The organism is Caballeronia sp. LZ003 (assembly GCF_031451465.1).
Lineage (GTDB): Bacteria > Pseudomonadota > Gammaproteobacteria > Burkholderiales > Burkholderiaceae > Caballeronia.
The window spans coordinates 799,635-817,382 of record NZ_JARUXJ010000003.1 but is presented as its reverse complement, the minus strand read 5'-3'; the positions used below and the strand labels follow the sequence as shown (position 1 = coordinate 817,382).

The window sequence follows — 17,748 nt, the reverse complement described above, 5'->3', positions numbered from 1 at the left end:
TATTACGACGAAGCCTCGCGTCTGCTCAAGAGCGGACGAAAGCAAACCGTAAGCGCTCCGGCATGCCGCCGCCGCGCGCCAGCACAAAGTCACTGTGAACCCAACGACAACTCTTGCTTCGTGGTCAGCCCACGATACTCAGCTTCTGATCGCCTGCGCGCTCGGCCTTGCGGTCATCATCCTCTCAATCGGCGTTCTCAAGCTCGCGCCGTTCCTGTCTATCCTAGTGGGTACATTCGTTGCCGGTTTCGCTGCGCATCAACCGTTGGAAGCCATTGCGCAGGCCTTTAGCAAGGGTGCGGGGGCGTTGCTCGGCGATGTCGGCATCATCATCGCGCTCGGCGCCATGCTCGGTGCGCTGATGGCCGAGTCGGGGGCAGCGGATCGGTTGGTGACGACCCTGCTCGATCTTTCCACGCCCCGCAGTCTGCCGTGGATGATGGCGCTCGTCGCGATCATCGTGGGCCTGCCGCTCTTCTTCGAAGTGGGCCTTGTAATGATGGTGCCGATCATCTTCGTGATGGCACGGCGCTCCAAGCAGCCGATCCTGCGCATCGCGATCCCCGCGCTCGCCGGCATGACGACTTTGCATGCATTATTACCGCCGCATCCAGGGCCGCTCATTGCCGTGAGCGCATTGCATGCAGATCTTGGACTAACGCTCGGGCTCGGTTTGATCGTTGCGCTGCCGGCCGTGATTCTGGCGGGTCCGCTCTACGGCATCTGGCTTTCGAAGCGCATGCACGTCGAAGAGCCAGAAGAGATGGGCAAACTCTTTACCGAGCATGCGGATGGCGCAGCGACACCGGGCTTCGCAATCTCGCTTATCACGATACTTCTACCCGTCGTGATGATGCTCGGCCGCACTATCGCCAAGCTCGCGCTTACCAAGGACACGCTGCTTTACGACACGCTCGACTTCGTAGGCGAACCGTTGATTGCGCTTGCTCTAACGGTACTCTTCGCCATCGTGATGCTCGGTTGGTCGCGCGGCATGGCGCGCGATCGCGTAGGCGGCATCTTGCGCAAGAGCCTGCCGCCAATCGCGGCGCTTCTGCTCACCATCGGCGCAGGCGGTGGACTCAAGCAGACACTCGTCGCCGCAGGCATCAGCACGACCATCGGCAAGATCGCCGTGGGCGCGCATCTGCCGCTGGTCTTGCTTGCGTGGCTGATCGCAGTGGCGCTCAGGCAAGCCACCGGATCGGCAACGGTCGCCACGACGACGACAGCCGGTATCGTGGCGCCCGTGGTTATCGGCTTGTCTGCCACGCACAACTCGTTGATGGCGCTTGCCATCGGCGCCGGCTCCGTGTTCTTCTGTCACGTCAACGACGCGGGCTTCTGGATGGTGCGCGAATATTTCGGCTTAACGCTCAAGCGCACGGTAGCCGTTTGGTCGGTCTTGCAGACCATCGTGTCGGTCGTCGGACTCGTGCTGACCCTCGCCTTGTGGACGCTGCTCAACTAGCGATGGCTTTTATCTTTACGAGGTCGCAAAGTGCTTCTCGACTTCCATCGCTTTGTCGAGCCCGACAAAGCGGTTGTATTCCTCGAAGGTCGTGAGCCGGTCTGCAATGGCATCTGTCGTGCCTTCGCGCATGAAGTCGATCATGACTTCCTTGACAGCTTTATGCATGGCAAGCATCGACTCGATTGGGGCGAGGGTGTAATCGAAGCCTATTTCGTAGGCCTCTTTCATCGAGACGAACGGACTCTTTCCCGTTCGCGCCTGATTGAAAAGAATCGGCTTGCCTAACGGCTTGAGACGACGCGTGAGCTCGCGCATGTGTTCGAGGCTTTCGGGCGCATCGGCATAGAGGCCATCCGCGCCTGCTTCGGCGTAGGCTTCGAGCCGCGCGATCGCATCGTCGATTCCGGTTACTGCAATCGCATCCGTACGGGCCACGATGAAGAAGTCCGGATCGGTGCGCGCCTCGATCATTGCGCGCAACTTGAGCACCATCTCGTCTTTCGATACGAGCTGCTTGCCCGCATAGTGTCCACATTTCTTGGGCAATGCTTGATCCTCGAGATGCAGCACCGATGCGCCCGCTTCTTCCCATAGACGGATCGTGCGCTGCACGTCGAGGATGCCGCCGTAGCCTGTATCTGCATCCGCGAATATGGGCACCGTCGTCACGCGGCAAATGCGGCGGATATGCTCGAACATTTCCGTCTGCGAGAGTACGCCGATATCCGCCTGCCCTGCAATCACGCCGGATGCAACGAAACCGCTAACGTATAGCGACTTGGCGCCGGCCTGTTCCGCTAGCATCGCGGTCAACGCATCGTGCGCGCCCATGCAAACGAATGGGCCCTCTTTGAATAATTCGCGAAAACGGGCTGAACGGGTCAAGATGATTCTCCGGCAAGTTGAATGATGTCGATGTGTCAAGCGAAGTAAGCCCAACTGCGTGCTTTTCGATCCTTCAAAAGAAAGCGCGCAATATCATCTGCAAGAAGGCGCGTCTGATCGATCTCGTCGAGTCCTTCCAGAAGCGCTCGCTGCTGTGCCGGATCGAATTCGAAGTGAATCGTTTCCAACCCATGGGCGCGAATTTCGAGCACACCGAGATCGACCTCGATGGGCGTTCCATCGCTAGCAGCAACCGCTATGCGCTCGATCTCGGCAGCGTCGAGTCGCACAGGAAGCAGTCCGTTCTGAAGACAGTTGTTATAGAAGATGTCGCCGAACGATGAAGCGATGACGCATCGAATGCCCGCTTCCTCAAGCGCCCACACCGCCATTTCGCGCGAGCTGCCACAACCGAAGTTGCTACCACCGAGGACTGTGCATGCACTTCTGAATGCGGGCTGATTGAGAACGAAGTCCTCACGTTCACCACTTTGCGGACCGTCGCCGCGATAACGCAAGGTCTCGAGCAGATAAGGTCCCAACTGTCCGCGCACGAGTTGCGAAATTCTTTCGATGCGGATGATGAGATCCGTATCGACGTTATCTCGCATGAGCGGAGCCGCTGCTCCGGAGATGATCGTCACCGCTTTCATTGCGACGCCCCTTCCGTTTGACGCACACGTGGCGCGGCGATATGCCCCGCAATGGCGCTAGCTGCGGCAACTGCAGGGCTAGCCAGATGCGTACGCGCACCGGGACCTTGCCTGCCAATGAAATTGCGATTCGAGGTCGATACGCAACGTTCGCCACGCCCAACCACGTCGCCATTTGCGCCCACGCACATCGAACAGCCCGGCTCGCGCCATTCGAAGCCAGCGGCACGGAAGATCGCATCGAGCCCTTCCTGCTCGGCTTGACGCGCCACCGTGAGCGATCCCGGCACGACCCAAGCCTTCACGTTGCTGGCGACATGCTGACCATCGACCACATGTGCTGCCGCACGCAAGTCTTCGATGCGGCTATTCGTACACGAGCCTATGAATACGCGGTCCACGCTTAGTTCATCCAGATGCTGTCCGGCACGCACGCCCATGTAGTCGATCGCATTTTCGGCGGCATGACGGCGCGATTCATCATCGAGCGATGCGGGGTCGGGTATGACATCGTCCAGCGCAATCACGTGTTCGGGACTCGTGCCCCACGTGACCTGTACGCCGATGGACGACGCATCGATACCGATTTCGCGATCGAACTGTGCCTCCGAATCGCTTGCAAGCATCCTCCAGTCGGCGACAGCCTGGTCGAACTGCTCGCCTTGCGGTGCATAAGGCTTGTCGCGCAGATAAGTGAACGTAATTTCATCGGGCGCGACGAGGCCAAACTTGGACCCCAGCTCGATGCTTAGATTGCACAGTGTGAGGCGGCCTTCCATGCTCAATGCTTCGACCGCATCGCCCGCGTATTCGACGGCATAGCCCGTGCCGCCAGCCGCGCCGATCTTTCCGATGAGATACAGAATCATGTCCTTCGCGGTCACGCCTTCGCGCAGCTTGCCATTGAAGCGCACACGCATCGTCTTTGGGCGCTTCTGTCGAATGGTTTGCGTCGCAAGCACATGCACGACCTCCGTCGAACCGATACCGAAGGCAAGCGCGCCCATTGCACCATGCGTGCATGTATGACTATCCGCGCAAACGATGGACGTTCCTGGCAAAGAAAGGCCGAGCTCCGGTCCGATCACATGCACGATGCCCTGAAGGCCTGCCTGGCCTATGTCAAAGATGGGAATCGCGTGATGCGTCATCTGCGTGCGCATCGATTCGACCATCTCGGTGCTCCAGTCGGCATCGCCTGCGCGGCGTCCTGGGGCCGTCGAAATCACATGATCGACGGTGGCGAAGGTAAGCGCGGGACTATCCACGCCAAGGCCGCGCTTTTCAAGCACGCGGACCGCTTCCACGCCGGTGAGCTCGTGCATCAGATGACGATCCACGTGCAGCAGATCGGCGCCTCCTGCGAGATGGGAAATAGTATGGCTGTCCCACAACTTGTCGAAGAGCGTGTGCATGATCAATCGCTATGCGTGAGATGACGCTGCCATTTGAGGAACATGAGATTCACCAGTGTGGCGAACACGAAAAGCATGAGCGCAAGCGCCATGATCGTGCTCGTTTCGTTGCGGTTCATGGCGATCATCAACATGCGGCCGATACCGCTTTGCGACGCGAACATCTCGCCGATAAGCGTGCCAAGCAAGGTAAGCGAAAAGCCGATGCGCAGTCCCGCTACGACTTCAGGCACGCATGCGGGCAGCAACACATGACGCGCGAAATCCATCGGGTTCATGCGGTAAGTGCGGGCCGCGCGTGCGTATATAGGCGGCATATTCTTTACCGCGTTCATGGTGAAGAGCGTAATCGGAACGATCCCGTGTATCACACCGAATACGATCTTGGCCCATAACCCGAGACCGCAAGCGAGCAGCACGACCGGATAAAGCGTGACCTTGGGAATGGAATAAAAGCCCATCATTAGCGGCTCCATCACCTCACCGGCCAAGCGTCGCACGCCAAGAAACAGACCGAGAAAAACGCCTGCTACGGCAGAGATGGCGAACGCCGAAGCAAAGGCAAGCGATGTGACATAGAGGCTTTCCGGAAAATCCGGGTCGCTGACTATATGCATTGCACGTTGGACGGTATGCAGCGGCGTGGTCAGCACATCGGGGCCAAGCCACCCGCTTGCGCCTTGCCAAAGCCCGACCAGCACCACGACGAGCACGAGCGCGTCCATCCATCGCCGCGTGTGTCGCGGCCTTGCCGTATGCGTGACGACGACAGTGCTCATGCGGCCTCCCTTCTGATGCGCCGATAGAGACGCGTTTCCGCTGTGCGTAAAAGGGCGTTGAGCGTGGCAACGAAGATCAGCATCAGGAGCATGAGGCCGTACATCGTCGAATTGTCGAACGCGTTGTAGGCGAATGCGATTTGATAACCGAAGCCCGACCCGGACAACACGAATTCACCCGCTACCACCGCGATGAACGCGTAGACCACGGTGAGCTTAATGCCTGTAAATACGAACGGAAGACTCGCGGGCAAGGTGATGAGGCGCACCTCGTCTAGCGTATTTAAGCGGCATACGCGCGCCGTGCGCAACAGCACACGAGGCACACGTTCAAGACCATTCAAAGTATTTACGGCCATGGCGACGACCGCAAAGAGAAACCCGATGCCAACCAGAGGCCAGCGGTTCAAGCCGAAGATCACGATCAAGATCGGATACAGCACGAAGACGGGCACCGCATAGTAGGAAAGCAGCAAGGGGTCCAGCACACGCCTTGCGCGCGGCAATCTGAACAGCAACACGCCGCCGATAAAGCCCACTACCACCGCAAGCGCGACAGCCAGCAATGCGCTGCTAAGCGTCTGCACGATATCCACGGTGTATTGCCCTGACGCGAGAATGTCCCAGGCGCTCACCGCCATACGCGAAGGCGGAATGAATGAGACAGGATTGATCCATGCAAAACGAGTCGCTATCTCCAGCAACAAAATGAAGCCGATGACTATTCCCACGCGCCAGCGTGCGGCAACGCTCATGACTGGCTCCCTAGCGCTTTCATGGCCTCTTCGCGCAACAGCCCCCACACTTGCGCGGTCAGTTCGCCGAAGCGCGCATCGAGTGCGATCTTGCTGTCGCGAAGACGTGGCCAGCCGGTTTCAATGGTCGATATGAAGCGTCCCGGACACGCCGACATCACACCAATGCGATCGGACAGCAGCACCGCTTCGTCGATCGAATGCGTAATGAGCATGATGGTCGCTCCCGTATCGCGCCAAAGCTTGAGCATCTCATCGCCCATGAGGAGACGTGTCTGCTGATCTAATGCGCCGAATGGTTCGTCGAGCAACATGAGACGCGGACGCACGACCATGGCGCGCGCAATGCAAACGCGTTGCCGCATTCCGCCTGAGAGTTGCGCGGGATAAACACGCGCGAAAGACTTGAGACCCATGAAAGACAATGCATGATCGACGCGCGCCTTTACTTCGTTCTCTGCCACGCCTGCGCGACGCGCGGCAAAGGCTGCGTTGTCAAAGACGTTGAGCCATGGAAAGCTCGCGTCTTCCTGAAACACGACGGCCACGCCATCTGGAACCTCGCGTCCCACTGCATGCCCTTCGAATTCGACAGTGCCGCCGCTTGCGGGATTAAGGCCTGCGAGCACATCCAGCAAAGTGGACTTACCGCAACCGGAAGGGCCGACAACCGAAAAGAATTCACCCGCGCGCAATTCCAAACTTACGGGGCCGAGCGCATGAAAAGGAGGCTTGCCTGCAATGCCGGGATAAATGCGCGTGACATCGGTCACGCGCGCTTGCACACGATCCCCCGCCTGTGTCGCAGCGTCTGTGGAAACAACGGAAATTCGCGTGCGACGTGACAATACGCTCATCGCGTGCCTCACTTTTTCGTTTGCAGATCGGCGGGAAGCAGAGACTCGTCGACGATCTTCGACCAATCGAACGGGCCTTCCGGAATGGCCTTGACGAGTATCAGGCCCTTGAGCACTTCTTCCATGCCTTTGCGATCGAAGCTTCCTTCGCTCCAGTACTTCGGATCGGACTCGAGCACGTTATTGACCGCCGACGTCGCGACAGCGGGGTCCATCTTGTATTGCTTCGCCAGAATCTGCGCCGATTCTTCACGGTGCGCGGCAATGTACTGCACCGCCTTGCGACGCGCATTGATAATTCCGCGTATCACCTCGGGATGCGACTTGAGATAGTCGGTGCGCACGATGCCCACGGTCTGTGTCTCGTTAGGCACGATATCGGAAGAGCGAAAAGCTATGCGCAACTGATCTTTTTTCCCGCTATAGGAAGGCTCCGTCATGTAAGCGACATCGACAGCGCCTTGTTGCAGCGAAGTCAGCATACCGCTAGAACTACCGACCGGCTTGCGCTGCACTTGGCCCGCGAGACCTGCACGGTCTAACGCAATCGTCACGACCGTATCCGTAGTCGACTTCGGGCTGCTATAGCCGATAGTCTTGCCCTTCATTTGTTTGATGTTGGTGATGGTGCCGTTCTTTAGTTCCACCCAGACAAGGTCGGCGAGACTCTGCACGCCGCCATGCACAATTGTCAGGTCGACACCTTGTTTGACTGCGGAAATAGCGGCCGGCAGGGCGACCTCGCCATAAGGAATCTCGGAAGCCATCGCATTGCGCACGGTGGTGCCGCCGCCTTCCGATGTGATGAAGCCCGTTACGTCCACGTTGGCTTCCTTGAAGAAGCCTTTTTCCATGGCGACCGCAAAAGGCACGCCATACATGCCGTCACCCCAATGCGTCACGGTAAGCGGCGCGGCCTGCACATGCGTCGCGCAAACGGACGCAGCAGCGAGAGACATTAAAAGAACACTACGGGCGATTCTCCGTATTCCAGACATGTAGGCGTCTCCATCCATGTTGGGCGGTCTCGCATCGTGCTTGGCGCATGCGGCCGCACTATGTTTTTAAGGTTCCTGACTAAGCGGACTATTCAGCCGCGCGCGAAATCGAGCTCGCACGTCTGCCTTAACCGTGCAAGTTAATGTATGCATTAAATTCTTTAAAGTCCAGAAATGCCGGGGGCGGACATACCCGTGTTCGAGCTGGCTCGACTCTTGTCGCGTGCCTTAGGAAGGCGCTGCTTCAAGCCTGTTGAATGCCGAATTGTTGCAGTACGCTCGTTTGGTCGCGCCAGCCGCGCTCTCGATGTGCACGATATAGCGCGCTTGCCTTTGCCGCATCGCCGCATTGAATCGCGTTGATGATGCCGTAATGCTCTTGCACGGATTTCACGGGTTGCGGATGCGGTTTGACCATTTGCGTAAAGCGTCGCACGCGATGCACTTGATCGCGACAATTCATGACCACGCTTTGCAATCGGGCATTCCCGCTAAGCGCGACAAGCGTTTCGTGAAAGACTTCGTCGGCGGCAGCCCAAGCCAACATGTCGCCGCGTTCGTATGCCGCGCTCATCGCCTCGCACGCGGTGACAAGGGGTGTGATGTCCACGCCCTTGTTCGACGCAATAAGGCTGGCAGCCGTCGATTCCAGGCTGATGAGGACCTGGTAGATGTTCCTGATGTCGGAGATGGAAGTTGGCACGATACGAATGCCATGCCTAGGCACGATCTGCACGAGTCCCTCGCCCTGCAGACGAATTGCGGCTTCGCGAATCGGCGTGCGGCTGAAGCCCAGCATCAAACCGAGTTCCTGTTCGAGCATGTAGGAACCAGGCGTCAATTCGCTTTCGATGATTCTGCGGCGTAATTCGGCGTATGCAAGCTCGGTCGTGTTGCGCTTGACGGGTTTCGTTCCGTTAGCGGTTGCGACCGGTGGCTCGTCTTGCACGATCTTTACGCGCGTGGCGCTCATGGTTTGCGTCTCCTTAGCCGATGTTAGCACCGGCAAAGACGTTATACGGCTGCCAGGTGCGCGACGAGTTTTCTGCAGGCTTCGGGCAGGGCATCGAGCGAGCGCATTCCTATCAGGAGTTCACGCACGGCCCATTTATCCGTTAAAGCGACGACGCAGAGTCCCGAAGACCTTGCATGTTGGCGTGCGACTGCATCGGGCATGACACCAAGACCAAGGCCTGCACCGATCATCAGACATTGGGCATCGTAGCCTGTCACCTGAATGCGCACGTTGACGGCGCGGCCATCTTCGTTCGCGGCTCGCGTAAGACATTGGCTTATAGCGGTACCGGCTGGCAAGACGACGAATTCGAAGTCTAGTGCTTCGGCGAAAGCTACCGAATTTCTTAGCGAAAGCGCGTGACCCGGCGGCGTGACGAGCACGAGATTGTCGGTACGATAGGGAAGCGTCTGAATAGCACGACCATGCGGCACGGCTGTAAAGACGCCTATGTCGGCCGCGTTATCGGCGATCGCGCGCACGACTTGCATACTGGGCTTTTCGTCCACTTGCAAGCGAACATTGGGATGACTGGCCGCGAAAGACTGAATATCCTGAGGCAGGAATTGCACGATGGACGAGTTGTTCGCCGCGATGCGCACCATACCGCTAAGGCCATTAGTGAAGTCGCGCATTTGCAGGGCAATATCGTCGAAATGATGCAGCGCGCTAAGCGCCAAAGCGACGAGGCGTTCACCCGCTTCGGTCGGCACTACGCCCTTATTCGTGCGATGCAATAAAGGCACGCCGAACATGGCTTCAATCTCGCTGATACGTCGACTTACCGCAGCTGCCGCAATGTGTTCACGTTCAGCCGCGGCGGCAATGGTGCCTGCCTCGGCAACCGCGACGAAGAGTCTCAGCGAAAGCGGATCGATCGAATGCATAGGGCTTGTTCAGGCCGTTGATGATCGTTAAGAGCGGCAATCGCAGTGTACTGAAAATTGACTCGTCATCGCATATCGCGATGGCGGCATGACGAAGCGTTGCTTTGCGACACTCACCGCATCAAACAGAATTAGCTCCAGGACGTCGTTGAAGGCCTTGACCTTAGGAGCATGAAAATGGAAGCCGAAGTCGCTCAAGCCACGCGTATTCGCGTGTTCTGGCAACCGGGATGTTCGTCGTGTCTGCGGACCAAGGAATTTCTCACGCGTCAAGGCATCGAATACGAATCGATTGACGTGCATAACGATCCGGAAGGCCGCGCGGCGCTCTTGGCGCTTGGTGCACGTAGCGTTCCGGTGGTCGCGCTCGGGCAGAAATACACGTTTTGCCAATCCATCAACGACGTCATCCGTTTTCTCGATCTCAAGACCACGGCAGCGCCGCCGTTGCCTCCCGAACAGCTCATCGCAAAGCTCGCGCACGTACTCGAGTCGAACGCGCGTTATGCGAGGCAGTTCGGTCTTGAGCACTTTCGAAAGCCGTTTCGTAATCGCAGCCGCACGCCGGCTGGTTTGACGTTTCACGTCTTTCGCGTCGCCGAAATGGGTGTGCGAGCCGCGCATCAGATTGAATTGCGCTTCGAGGGCTTTGACGATGTGCCGCCTGACAATTGGACCGCAGAAGACATCGCGCGTTGGGGAGAAAGCGTGCGCGTCGAACTACTAAAGTGGTGGGAACAGGAAACCGATCGCACGCTTGCCTATGACGTGCCGACTTACTACGGCCGCCGCTCAATGCACGAAGTGCTTGAACGCACCGCATGGCATAGCGCGCAACACACCCGGCAGGTAATGCTCATGCTTGAAAGCGAAGGAGTCACTGTGGACCGACCCTTGAGCGCGGACGACCTCGGGGGCCTGCCTTTGCCGGACGAAGTCTGGGACAGATAACTTCAGGCCAAGACGGAAGCGAGCAGGCCCATTCAGCCGCCCGCCTAGGGCGGCTTTTTTTAGTCTGATGCTAAGCAAATCATCCGCCTTTTCGCTGCGGCATAACGTATACGTTGAGCGATACAAGGCGCTTCTTCTCTTATAATGTAAGGCATTCCGTCCGTCTTCCAAGGCGGATTTTCGTCCATGCCCGGGCGATAACGCATCTGGAATGCCCATCATGGCTGAAGCCCGGACCGCCGAAGCGATCAGCAAGCCGCGAGAAAAATCGACCGCTACGGTCTATCAGAGAATTCGCGAGATGATCCTGCGCAACGAGCTGCGCCCGGGTACGCAATTGCTCGAGCAAGAACTGGTGCAGATGTTCGGCGTAAGCCGCACACCCGTTCGCGAGGCGCTCATCAGACTGCAAAACGAACATCTCGTACAGATCATTCCACGTCACGGTGTGCGCGTGCGCAATGTGTCGATGGCGGATCTCGAAGAAGTTTTCCAGGTGCAGACAAGTCTCGAAGCAACTGCGGTTGCAGCAGTAGCTTCGCGCAAACCAAGCGCGCGTGATATCAAACTACTCGAAAAATCCTGCGCGGATATGGAGCGCGCTTTTGCTAAAGACGATCGCGATGCGTGGGCGGCGGCATGCGAGCTTTTCTATGCGCACCTCGTCGAAATGAGCGACAACCCGAGGCTGGCGCAAATAGTCGGTGAATGTGCCGATCAAGTGCGCCGCGTGCGCGAACTCACGCTAAAGCTCATCAAGCTTGACGACGCAAGCACCAGCGTCCTGCGCGATGTCATCACCGCGTTGCGAAATGGCGATGCCACGAATGCCGAAATGCTTTGCCGTGAACATCGCGCACGGAGCCTTCAAACGCAGATCGAAGCCCTGCAACGCTACCGGATTCTCGACGTGTGAGACCGATTACGCGTGACTTGCTTCCCACACCGTGCGTGACAGAGTTTCAGTGCAAGCCCGCTCATTCGCGCGCTCCGACGCAATCAGCACTTCACGGTCGGTATGACGGCACACCACATGGCTTACGCGTCGCACGCCGATGCCAAAGAGACTGCGCTTGCCGCCACCGAGCACGATGAGATCCGCGTCGAGCTCGTCTGCAGCCTCTGCGATGATACGTCCGACGTTGTGACCATCGACGGGCGTTCTGCGCGTCTCCCAGTGAGCTTCGACCCCTGCCTCCTCCAGCATCTTGGTGCTACTGCGATAGACGACGAGCGCAAGCTGGTTGACGAGATCGACCGTATCGCAGCAAATCACATCTGCTTGCGATGCCGTCCACCACGGAGCGCTGTCGATGACATGCAGCATGGTCAGCCGGGCATTGCTTTCACGTGAACGCGCGATCGCGACGGCAACGCGGCTTCGCTGAAGCCAGGACCCACGGCGACGAGAATATGTTGGTACATGGCGCTAGCTCCTGTCGATACGTTTGTTGGTTGGTGCATGTCGTCATCATCGTCGTCAAGAATTAGCAAACAGTGAGGAAATTGCATTCTGCATGCACCACGTCGGGGCGATAAATTAAACTGATAGGCTTCTACCCTCATTGCGGCTCGAATGGACCATCGCGAACTGCTCAATCTCGCCTATCTGCGTGCTTTCCGGCTCGTTGCGCAGACGGGCAGCGCCACGCGCGCCGCCGTCGCTTTGTTCCGCGCTCAGTCAGCGGTCACGCGCTCGCTACAGGAACTCGAAGCCTCCGTTGGCGAGACGCTGCTCGAACGCCGGTCATCGGGCATGCTTCCTACGCCGGCCGGCCGCGCCGTTCTTCTGCGTTGCGAACGCATCTTCACGGAGCTGGAAACCCTTGCACAGTGGTGTGCAGCGCGCCAGTCACGGCGCCGCGCCAGCAGCGGCGACGGCCTGCCGGCGTTTCTGCTGAACACGCGGCGCCTCCAGTTGTTTTCCGCGCTGGCGCGTCATCGACATATGCCGAGCGCGGCGCAGACGCTCGGACTTAGTCAGCCCGCGGTGTCTAGCGCCATTCGCATCATGGAAACGGGCGCGGGCATGCAGCTTTTTTATCGCAGCCCGCGCGGCTTGCTGCTCACGAGCGAAGGCGAAACTTTTGTCTTGCACGTGCGTCGCGCGCTTAACGAACTGCGCCATATTCCCGACGATATCGCCGCATTGCGCGGGACGATTCAGGGCTTCGTCACGGTCGGTTCGCTGCCGCTCGGGCGTACGTTGATCCTGCCGGGCGCGATAGCGAGAGTGGCCGCGCAATATCCGGGCGTGCGCATCATCACCGACGAAAGCGCCTATGAGACGCTCGTTGCCGGCCTGCGGGCGGGCGATATCGATTTCGTGCTCGGCGCGCTTCGGCAGAACGATGCATCGAGCGGTTTGACCAACGAACGTTTCATGTCGGAGGACATGGTCGTGATCGGGCGGCGTGGTCATCCGCTTGCCGAAATCGACGGACTCACTCTTAAGGAACTCGTCTCGGCACAATGGATTTTGCCGCGCAGCCACGCCCCCGCGCGTGGCATGTTCGAGGCGCAGTTCAAGCGATGGAAAATGAAGCCGCCCATGCCGACCGTCGAAACCGCCGACCTCGCGGTCATTCGCGGTTTGCTGATGAACACCGATATGCTCGCAGCGGTCTCAGCGCAGCAATTGCATTATGAATGCGAGTCGGGCCAACTCATGGTGCTCGACATAGCGATGCAAAATACAAAACGCGATATCGGTCTGACCTTGCGCGCCGGTAGCACTCCCTCGCCAGCTGCCCGAGCGCTGATCGACGCCATTCGGCTGACGGTGGACGAGGTCGGCCATACGTTGCGGCGTGAAACGGCTCGGAAAGAGACCGGCACGACGCATCGTGTTTGAAATTTTGAATGCCACCGCGTGGTTTTTTGCATGCATGTCGGCGGGCGGAGTATCGTGGCAGTTCGCTCAAGACGAGGATTTCGGATGGACCAGCAGCAATGGGATGCGATGGACGCCTACCTGTGCCAGCAAACCCAGGCACACGACGAGGTACTCGAAGCAGCGCTCGCGGCGAGCAATGCGTCGGGACTGCCTCCCATCAATGTCGCACCGAATCAGGGCAAGCTGCTGAACCTGCTCGCACGCCTGCGTGGCGCACGCCATATCCTTGAAATAGGCACGCTAGGCGGCTACAGCACCATATGGCTCGCACGCGCCCTGCCGCCTGACGGCACGCTGCTTTCGCTTGAGGCCAATCCCGACTACGCCGAGGTGGCGCGCAAGAATCTCGAACGCGCGGGACTTGCTTCGGTTGCAACAGTCGTGGTCGGCGCGGCGGCCGCATCGCTTGAAGGGTTCCTGCGAAAAAGCATGCGCCCTTTCGACTTCATATTCATCGATGCCGACAAGAAAAGCTATCCCGAGTATCTGCGTCTCGCGTTGAGCCTTAGCAAGCCGGGCACGGCGATCGTTGGCGACAACATCATCCGTCGTGGCCGTATCGCCGATGCTGACAGCACCGAGCCCGATGTGATCGGATTGCGCGCCTATTTCGACATGCTCGCAACCGATCCACGGCTCTCCTCCACCGCCGTGCAAACGGTGGGCAGCAAGGGATGGGACGGATTCTCGCTTTCCATCGTAACGAGCTAGCAAGCGTGATTAGAAGCTCAAGCCGGGCGCCTTCTCCACTGCTGCCAGCGTGAACGCATGCGCGGCATGGCAAGCCGCGCTTCTGCAAGCGGCATTTGCCTGCACTCGACATGCATGCCTCTGGCGGGTGCTTCGCTCACGAAGTCATCGATGATCTCGCGTACGTCCGGGTCGATATGGTCCGCACGCGAAGCATCGAAAATGACAGTCGCGTTGTCAGGAATGGAGCGCAGAAGATGCTTTAGCGTGACCTTGCCGAGAAACGACACGTCCTTTCGAAACGAGAGCAGGTAATGATCGTCGTGCTGCGTCATCGTGATCGGCCGCTTGAGATTTGCGCGCACGGCAAGCACGAGACTACATGCGATGCCAAGCACAATACCCATGAGCAGATCGGTCAGCAACACGCCAGCAATTGTCACGACGAAGGGTGCAAATCGCTCGAAGCCTTGTCTGGCGATGGCGACAAACAGCGACGGCTTAACAAGCTTGAGCCCGGTGAAAATCAATATCGCAGCCAGACATGCAAGCGGGATGAGGTTGATCACGCTCGTCAACGCAAAGACGCTTGCAAGCAGCAAGACACCATGTACGAATGAAGACCAGCGACTTTGCGCGCCCGCGTGAACGTTTGCCGAGCTACGCACGATGACCGATGTAATTGGCAATGCGCCGATAGCGCCCGCCATCATGTTGCCAATGCCTTGCGCTTTCAATTCGCGATCGGGATGTGCACTACGTCTCTTGGGATCGAGTTGCTCGACCGCCTCCAGGCTCAACAAAGTTTCAAGGCTCGCGACGATGGCAAGCGTGAATGCGAGACGCCAGACATCCGGGTTGACGAATTGCGAGAAGTTGGGCAATTCAAGCGCATTCGTGAATGCTGCGAACGTTTCAAGCGAAGGCAATGCCACGCGATGTTGCGCGGGCGGCGCCAAGCCCGGCGCGAACATGTCGAGTAAAAGCGTTACGCCAATACCGAACGTCACCACGGCAAGCGGCGCGGGCACGGCGCGCACCACGGCAAAACGTCGCATGGCGCGCGTTTCCCAGCCAGCGAGCATGGCAAGGGACATCACGGCTACGGCACAAGCAGCGAAAGATACCGGACCGAAAGGCGTATCGAGCAAGCCCGGTCCGCTCGCGGCTGGTGCGCCTGCATTGGCGAAGCCCGCGGCCAGGGGTATCTGCTTGATGACGAGCAATAGGCCAATGGCCGCAAGCATGCCCTTGATCACCGACGACGGCACATACGCTGCAAAACGTCCCGCCTTGAGCAAGCCAAAGCCGAATTGAATTGCGCCCGACAAAAGCACCGCTAGTAGAAATGCAGAAAAACTGCCTAGTCCCGCGATGCCATCGACCACGATGACGATAAGCCCCGCTGCCGGTCCGCTTACGCTCAATTGCGAGCCGCTAAGCAATGCCACGACAACGCCGCCTATGATTCCGGACAAAAGCCCCGCAAAAGGCTCCACGCCCGATGCATTGGCAATGCCAAGACACAGAGGCATCGCTACGAGAAATACGACTGTGCCGGCAAACAGGTCGCGCGGGAACTGGCTTAGACGATTGCTAAGGTTCATAAGGATTTAGCCATGTGGGTGCCTGCTACGTTTAACGAATTCACGCAGCATGAAATGAGCGACGATCGAATCAGCGTCCGGCGGCTTCGACGAGTTCCGCGTACAACGGCACCATACGGGGCGCGTCATAGCCGGAAGCAAGCACTTTGATAAGCCCGTCGTGCAGGCCGAAAATCCAGCCGTGCACGAGCGGAGGCTCATCGCGATCGATTACGATCCGCGTCTGACGCAGAAGCCGCACTTGTTCGAGCACATTGAGTTCCGCAAGGCGATCAGCGCGCGCATCGAACTCTTCCAAGTCGTCGAGTTCACATCGATGCCGCTCGCCTAAAGCGCACACCGGGGCAATACGGCGGTTGACGTGCGGTATTTCATTCGAGAGCGGCAACAACGATGCTCGCACACCGCCGCATCCATAATGCCCGCATACGATCACATGATCGACCTTCAGCACTCGCACCGCATATTCAAGGACGCTCATGGTGTTGTCGTCCGACGGCGAGAACAAGTTCGCGATGTTGCGATGAACGAAAAGATCGCCGGGGTTAGCGTTCGTGATCGTTTCGGCAGGCACGCGACTATCAGAACACCCGATCCACAACACCTTGGGGCTTTGCCCCTCTGCAAGGCGTGGGAAAAATTGCGTGTCCGCCTGCGCGGTTTCGCGAGCCCAGGCAATGTTTTCCAGAAGCATGCGTTTCGGTCGATTCATGGCGTTCTCATGACGAGCATTCGATGGATTGCACCCGCGTTGCAGTGCAGCGAATCCTTACGAATCACTTTCGCCGAGAAAGTTCAGCGCCGTCCAAGAGAAAATAATTCGCCTCGCTATTTATTTCTCTTGAGATTTTCCTTGGACGACGCTAACACACGCTCAAGAAAAATCGGTCGAGCGCGACAAATGCTCCCACTTGTCGATTTCTTCGTTGAGCGCCACTAGCTTCGTTTTGACAAGAGAGATTGCATCGCTCCCAAGAAGAAGATGCGCAGGTGCATCATGGGCTTCGATGAGGCTTAGCAAGGCTTGGCCGGCCTTGGCTGGATCGCCCAATTGCTTGCCGCTCTTGGCCTCACGCGCCGCGCGGATCGGGTCGAACAGCGCGTCATAGTCTGCGATGCTGCGCTCCGTTCTGATCATCGAGCGGCCAGCCCAATCGGTACGAAACGATCCGGGCGCAACGGCCGTTACTCTTACGTTGAAGTCCTTGACCTCTTTGGCCAACGTCTCTGAAATGCCTTCCAGCGCGAATTTGCTGCCGCAATAGTATGCAATGCCCGGCATCGTGATGAAGCCGCCCATGGACGTGATGTTGATGATGTGGCCGGCACGGCGCTCCCGCATGGAAGGCAATACGGCTTTGATCATGGCGACCGCACCGAATACGTTGACATCGAACTGCCGGCGCATTTCCTCCAGCGGCGATTCTTCAAGTGTGCCTTCGTGGCCATAGCCAGCGTTATTGACGAGCACATCGATCGGGCCGTATGTGCGCATTACTTCCTCGACAACCGGGCCTATGCGGTCAAACGCCGTCACGTCGAGCACGACTCCATGTGCCGATCGGGGATTGATGGCCTCGAATTCCTTGAGGGCGTCACCATTGCGAACTGTGCCGATAACCGTGTGTCCTGCATCCAGCGCGCTTTGCGCGAAAGCGCGTCCAAAACCCGAACTCACGCCGGTGATGATAAACGTCTTGCCGTTTGTGTTTTCCATGTGAATCTCTCCTATTCGACTCGTCGCGCGCACCATGCCGCAACACCTGTCCAATATTAGAGAGCGCGCATCGTTCTTGATACGCCGGTTCTTCTCGCATGTTTGCCTAAAGCTATTGGCGTATGGATTCGCGGCTGCAAAGCTGGCAAATTAAGGGCTGTCGACACAT

General features: G+C 58.3%; 18 protein-coding genes and 1 pseudogene. 6 read left to right on the top strand and 13 right to left on the bottom strand.

From position 1 onward, the window contains the following. The first annotated feature begins 94 nt into the window (after nucleotides 1–94). On the top strand, nucleotides 95–1,471 hold the full coding sequence (locus QCE79_RS21345; protein WP_309847722.1) for a gluconate:H+ symporter: 1,377 nt from the start codon (nucleotides 95–97) through the stop codon (nucleotides 1,469–1,471). A gap of 15 nt (nucleotides 1,472–1,486) precedes the next feature. Here the strand turns inward: QCE79_RS21345 and QCE79_RS21340 are convergent, their stop codons facing one another. The 9 genes from QCE79_RS21340 to QCE79_RS21300 form a co-directional block, all read right to left on the bottom strand. Next, nucleotides 1,487–2,359 (bottom strand): oxaloacetate decarboxylase, encoded by an 873-nt coding sequence (locus QCE79_RS21340; RefSeq protein WP_244831303.1) that lies wholly within the window; start codon nucleotides 2,357–2,359, stop codon nucleotides 1,487–1,489. A gap of 35 nt (nucleotides 2,360–2,394) precedes the next feature. Continuing rightward, nucleotides 2,395–3,012 (bottom strand): 3-isopropylmalate dehydratase small subunit, encoded by a 618-nt coding sequence (gene leuD, locus QCE79_RS21335; protein ID WP_309847719.1) that lies wholly within the window; start codon nucleotides 3,010–3,012, stop codon nucleotides 2,395–2,397. After that, nucleotides 3,009–4,427 (bottom strand): 3-isopropylmalate dehydratase large subunit, encoded by a 1,419-nt coding sequence (gene leuC / locus QCE79_RS21330; RefSeq protein WP_309847717.1) that lies wholly within the window; start codon nucleotides 4,425–4,427, stop codon nucleotides 3,009–3,011. The genes leuD and leuC overlap by 4 nt, the downstream gene beginning before the upstream one ends. Before the next feature lie 2 nt (nucleotides 4,428–4,429). Beyond that, nucleotides 4,430–5,206, bottom strand: a complete 777-nt coding sequence (locus QCE79_RS21325; protein WP_244831300.1) for an ABC transporter permease — start codon at nucleotides 5,204–5,206, stop codon at nucleotides 4,430–4,432. Continuing rightward, entirely contained in the window at nucleotides 5,203–5,961 is a 759-nt protein-coding gene (locus QCE79_RS21320; protein ID WP_250467965.1) for an ABC transporter permease, read from the bottom strand. The genes QCE79_RS21325 and QCE79_RS21320 overlap by 4 nt, the downstream gene beginning before the upstream one ends. Then, nucleotides 5,958–6,746 carry an ABC transporter ATP-binding protein gene (locus QCE79_RS21315; RefSeq protein WP_309847713.1) on the bottom strand — a complete coding sequence of 263 codons (789 nt, stop codon included), beginning with the start codon at nucleotides 6,744–6,746 and terminating at the stop codon, nucleotides 5,958–5,960. The genes QCE79_RS21320 and QCE79_RS21315 overlap by 4 nt, the downstream gene beginning before the upstream one ends. A gap of 80 nt (nucleotides 6,747–6,826) precedes the next feature. After that, a complete protein-coding gene (locus tag QCE79_RS21310; protein ID WP_244831297.1) occupies nucleotides 6,827–7,777 on the bottom strand; it encodes an ABC transporter substrate-binding protein in 951 nt (316 codons plus the stop codon). 283 nt (nucleotides 7,778–8,060) lie between these two features. Further along, complete coding sequence (locus QCE79_RS21305) at nucleotides 8,061–8,789, bottom strand: GntR family transcriptional regulator (RefSeq protein ID WP_309847709.1); 729 nt, start codon at nucleotides 8,787–8,789, stop codon at nucleotides 8,061–8,063. Between the two features lie 41 nt (nucleotides 8,790–8,830). Further along, nucleotides 8,831–9,718, bottom strand: a complete 888-nt coding sequence (locus QCE79_RS21300) for a LysR substrate-binding domain-containing protein (RefSeq protein ID WP_309847706.1) — start codon at nucleotides 9,716–9,718, stop codon at nucleotides 8,831–8,833. Between the two features lie 177 nt (nucleotides 9,719–9,895). Here QCE79_RS21300 and QCE79_RS21295 point away from each other — a divergent pair, with 177 nt between their 5' ends. From QCE79_RS21295 to QCE79_RS21285, 3 genes and pseudogenes are all read left to right on the top strand, one after another. Next, nucleotides 9,896–10,669, top strand: coding sequence for a glutaredoxin domain-containing protein (locus tag QCE79_RS21295; RefSeq protein WP_309847704.1), 774 nt, complete (start codon nucleotides 9,896–9,898; stop codon nucleotides 10,667–10,669). Between the two features lie 211 nt (nucleotides 10,670–10,880). Next, nucleotides 10,881–11,114, top strand: a pseudogene (locus QCE79_RS21290) (GntR family transcriptional regulator); the annotation flags it as partial. A 24-nt stretch (nucleotides 11,115–11,138) separates the two neighbouring features. Beyond that, on the top strand, nucleotides 11,139–11,585 hold the full coding sequence (locus QCE79_RS21285) for a GntR family transcriptional regulator (protein WP_250510615.1): 447 nt from the start codon (nucleotides 11,139–11,141) through the stop codon (nucleotides 11,583–11,585). A gap of 6 nt (nucleotides 11,586–11,591) precedes the next feature. On the opposite strand, the gene QCE79_RS21280 is transcribed toward QCE79_RS21285, so the two are convergent. Continuing rightward, nucleotides 11,592–11,996 carry a universal stress protein gene (locus QCE79_RS21280; RefSeq protein WP_309847701.1) on the bottom strand — a complete coding sequence of 135 codons (405 nt, stop codon included), beginning with the start codon at nucleotides 11,994–11,996 and terminating at the stop codon, nucleotides 11,592–11,594. Nucleotides 11,997–12,245: 249 nt separating this feature from the next. Here QCE79_RS21280 and QCE79_RS21275 point away from each other — a divergent pair, with 249 nt between their 5' ends. Together QCE79_RS21275 and QCE79_RS21270 are read left to right on the top strand one after the other, a co-directional pair. Further along, a complete protein-coding gene (locus QCE79_RS21275; RefSeq protein WP_250467957.1) occupies nucleotides 12,246–13,523 on the top strand; it encodes a LysR family transcriptional regulator in 1,278 nt (425 codons plus the stop codon). 84 nt (nucleotides 13,524–13,607) lie between these two features. Further along, the gene (locus QCE79_RS21270; protein WP_309847696.1) at nucleotides 13,608–14,276 is read left to right on the top strand and encodes an O-methyltransferase; all 669 of its coding nucleotides are present in this window, start codon (nucleotides 13,608–13,610) and stop codon (nucleotides 14,274–14,276) included. Between the two features lie 17 nt (nucleotides 14,277–14,293). Here the strand turns inward: QCE79_RS21270 and QCE79_RS21265 are convergent, their stop codons facing one another. From QCE79_RS21265 to QCE79_RS21255, 3 genes are all read right to left on the bottom strand, one after another. Next, nucleotides 14,294–15,862 (bottom strand): SulP family inorganic anion transporter, encoded by a 1,569-nt coding sequence (locus QCE79_RS21265; protein WP_309847693.1) that lies wholly within the window; start codon nucleotides 15,860–15,862, stop codon nucleotides 14,294–14,296. 70 nt (nucleotides 15,863–15,932) lie between these two features. Then, entirely contained in the window at nucleotides 15,933–16,574 is a 642-nt protein-coding gene (locus QCE79_RS21260) for a carbonic anhydrase (RefSeq protein ID WP_309847691.1), read from the bottom strand. A 162-nt stretch (nucleotides 16,575–16,736) separates the two neighbouring features. Continuing rightward, nucleotides 16,737–17,579 (bottom strand): oxidoreductase, encoded by an 843-nt coding sequence (locus tag QCE79_RS21255; RefSeq protein ID WP_309847688.1) that lies wholly within the window; start codon nucleotides 17,577–17,579, stop codon nucleotides 16,737–16,739. Nucleotides 17,580–17,748 lie beyond the last annotated feature (169 nt).

Bases quoted from the DNA above. Each gene is read 5' to 3' on its own strand.
- QCE79_RS21260 (WP_309847691.1), bottom strand. From the start codon at position 16,574: ATGAATCGACCGAAACGCATGCTTCTGGAAAACATTGCCTGGGCTCGC.
- QCE79_RS21275 (WP_250467957.1), top strand. From the start codon at position 12,246: ATGGACCATCGCGAACTGCTCAATCTCGCCTATCTGCGTGCTTTCCGG.
- leuD (WP_309847719.1), bottom strand. From the start codon at position 3,012: ATGAAAGCGGTGACGATCATCTCCGGAGCAGCGGCTCCGCTCATGCGA.
- QCE79_RS21295 (WP_309847704.1), top strand. From the start codon at position 9,896: ATGGAAGCCGAAGTCGCTCAAGCCACGCGTATTCGCGTGTTCTGGCAA.
- QCE79_RS21255 (WP_309847688.1), bottom strand. From the start codon at position 17,579: ATGGAAAACACAAACGGCAAGACGTTTATCATCACCGGCGTGAGTTCG.
- QCE79_RS21305 (WP_309847709.1), bottom strand. From the start codon at position 8,789: ATGAGCGCCACGCGCGTAAAGATCGTGCAAGACGAGCCACCGGTCGCA.
- QCE79_RS21265 (WP_309847693.1), bottom strand. From the start codon at position 15,862: ATGAACCTTAGCAATCGTCTAAGCCAGTTCCCGCGCGACCTGTTTGCC.
- QCE79_RS21320 (WP_250467965.1), bottom strand. From the start codon at position 5,961: ATGAGCGTTGCCGCACGCTGGCGCGTGGGAATAGTCATCGGCTTCATT.
- QCE79_RS21310 (WP_244831297.1), bottom strand. From the start codon at position 7,777: ATGTCTCTCGCTGCTGCGTCCGTTTGCGCGACGCATGTGCAGGCCGCG.
- leuC (WP_309847717.1), bottom strand. From the start codon at position 4,427: ATGCACACGCTCTTCGACAAGTTGTGGGACAGCCATACTATTTCCCAT.
- QCE79_RS21325 (WP_244831300.1), bottom strand. From the start codon at position 5,206: ATGAGCACTGTCGTCGTCACGCATACGGCAAGGCCGCGACACACGCGG.
- QCE79_RS21280 (WP_309847701.1), bottom strand. From the start codon at position 11,996: ATGCTGCATGTCATCGACAGCGCTCCGTGGTGGACGGCATCGCAAGCA.
- QCE79_RS21285 (WP_250510615.1), top strand. From the start codon at position 11,139: ATGGCGGATCTCGAAGAAGTTTTCCAGGTGCAGACAAGTCTCGAAGCA.
- QCE79_RS21270 (WP_309847696.1), top strand. From the start codon at position 13,608: ATGGACCAGCAGCAATGGGATGCGATGGACGCCTACCTGTGCCAGCAA.
- QCE79_RS21300 (WP_309847706.1), bottom strand. From the start codon at position 9,718: ATGCATTCGATCGATCCGCTTTCGCTGAGACTCTTCGTCGCGGTTGCC.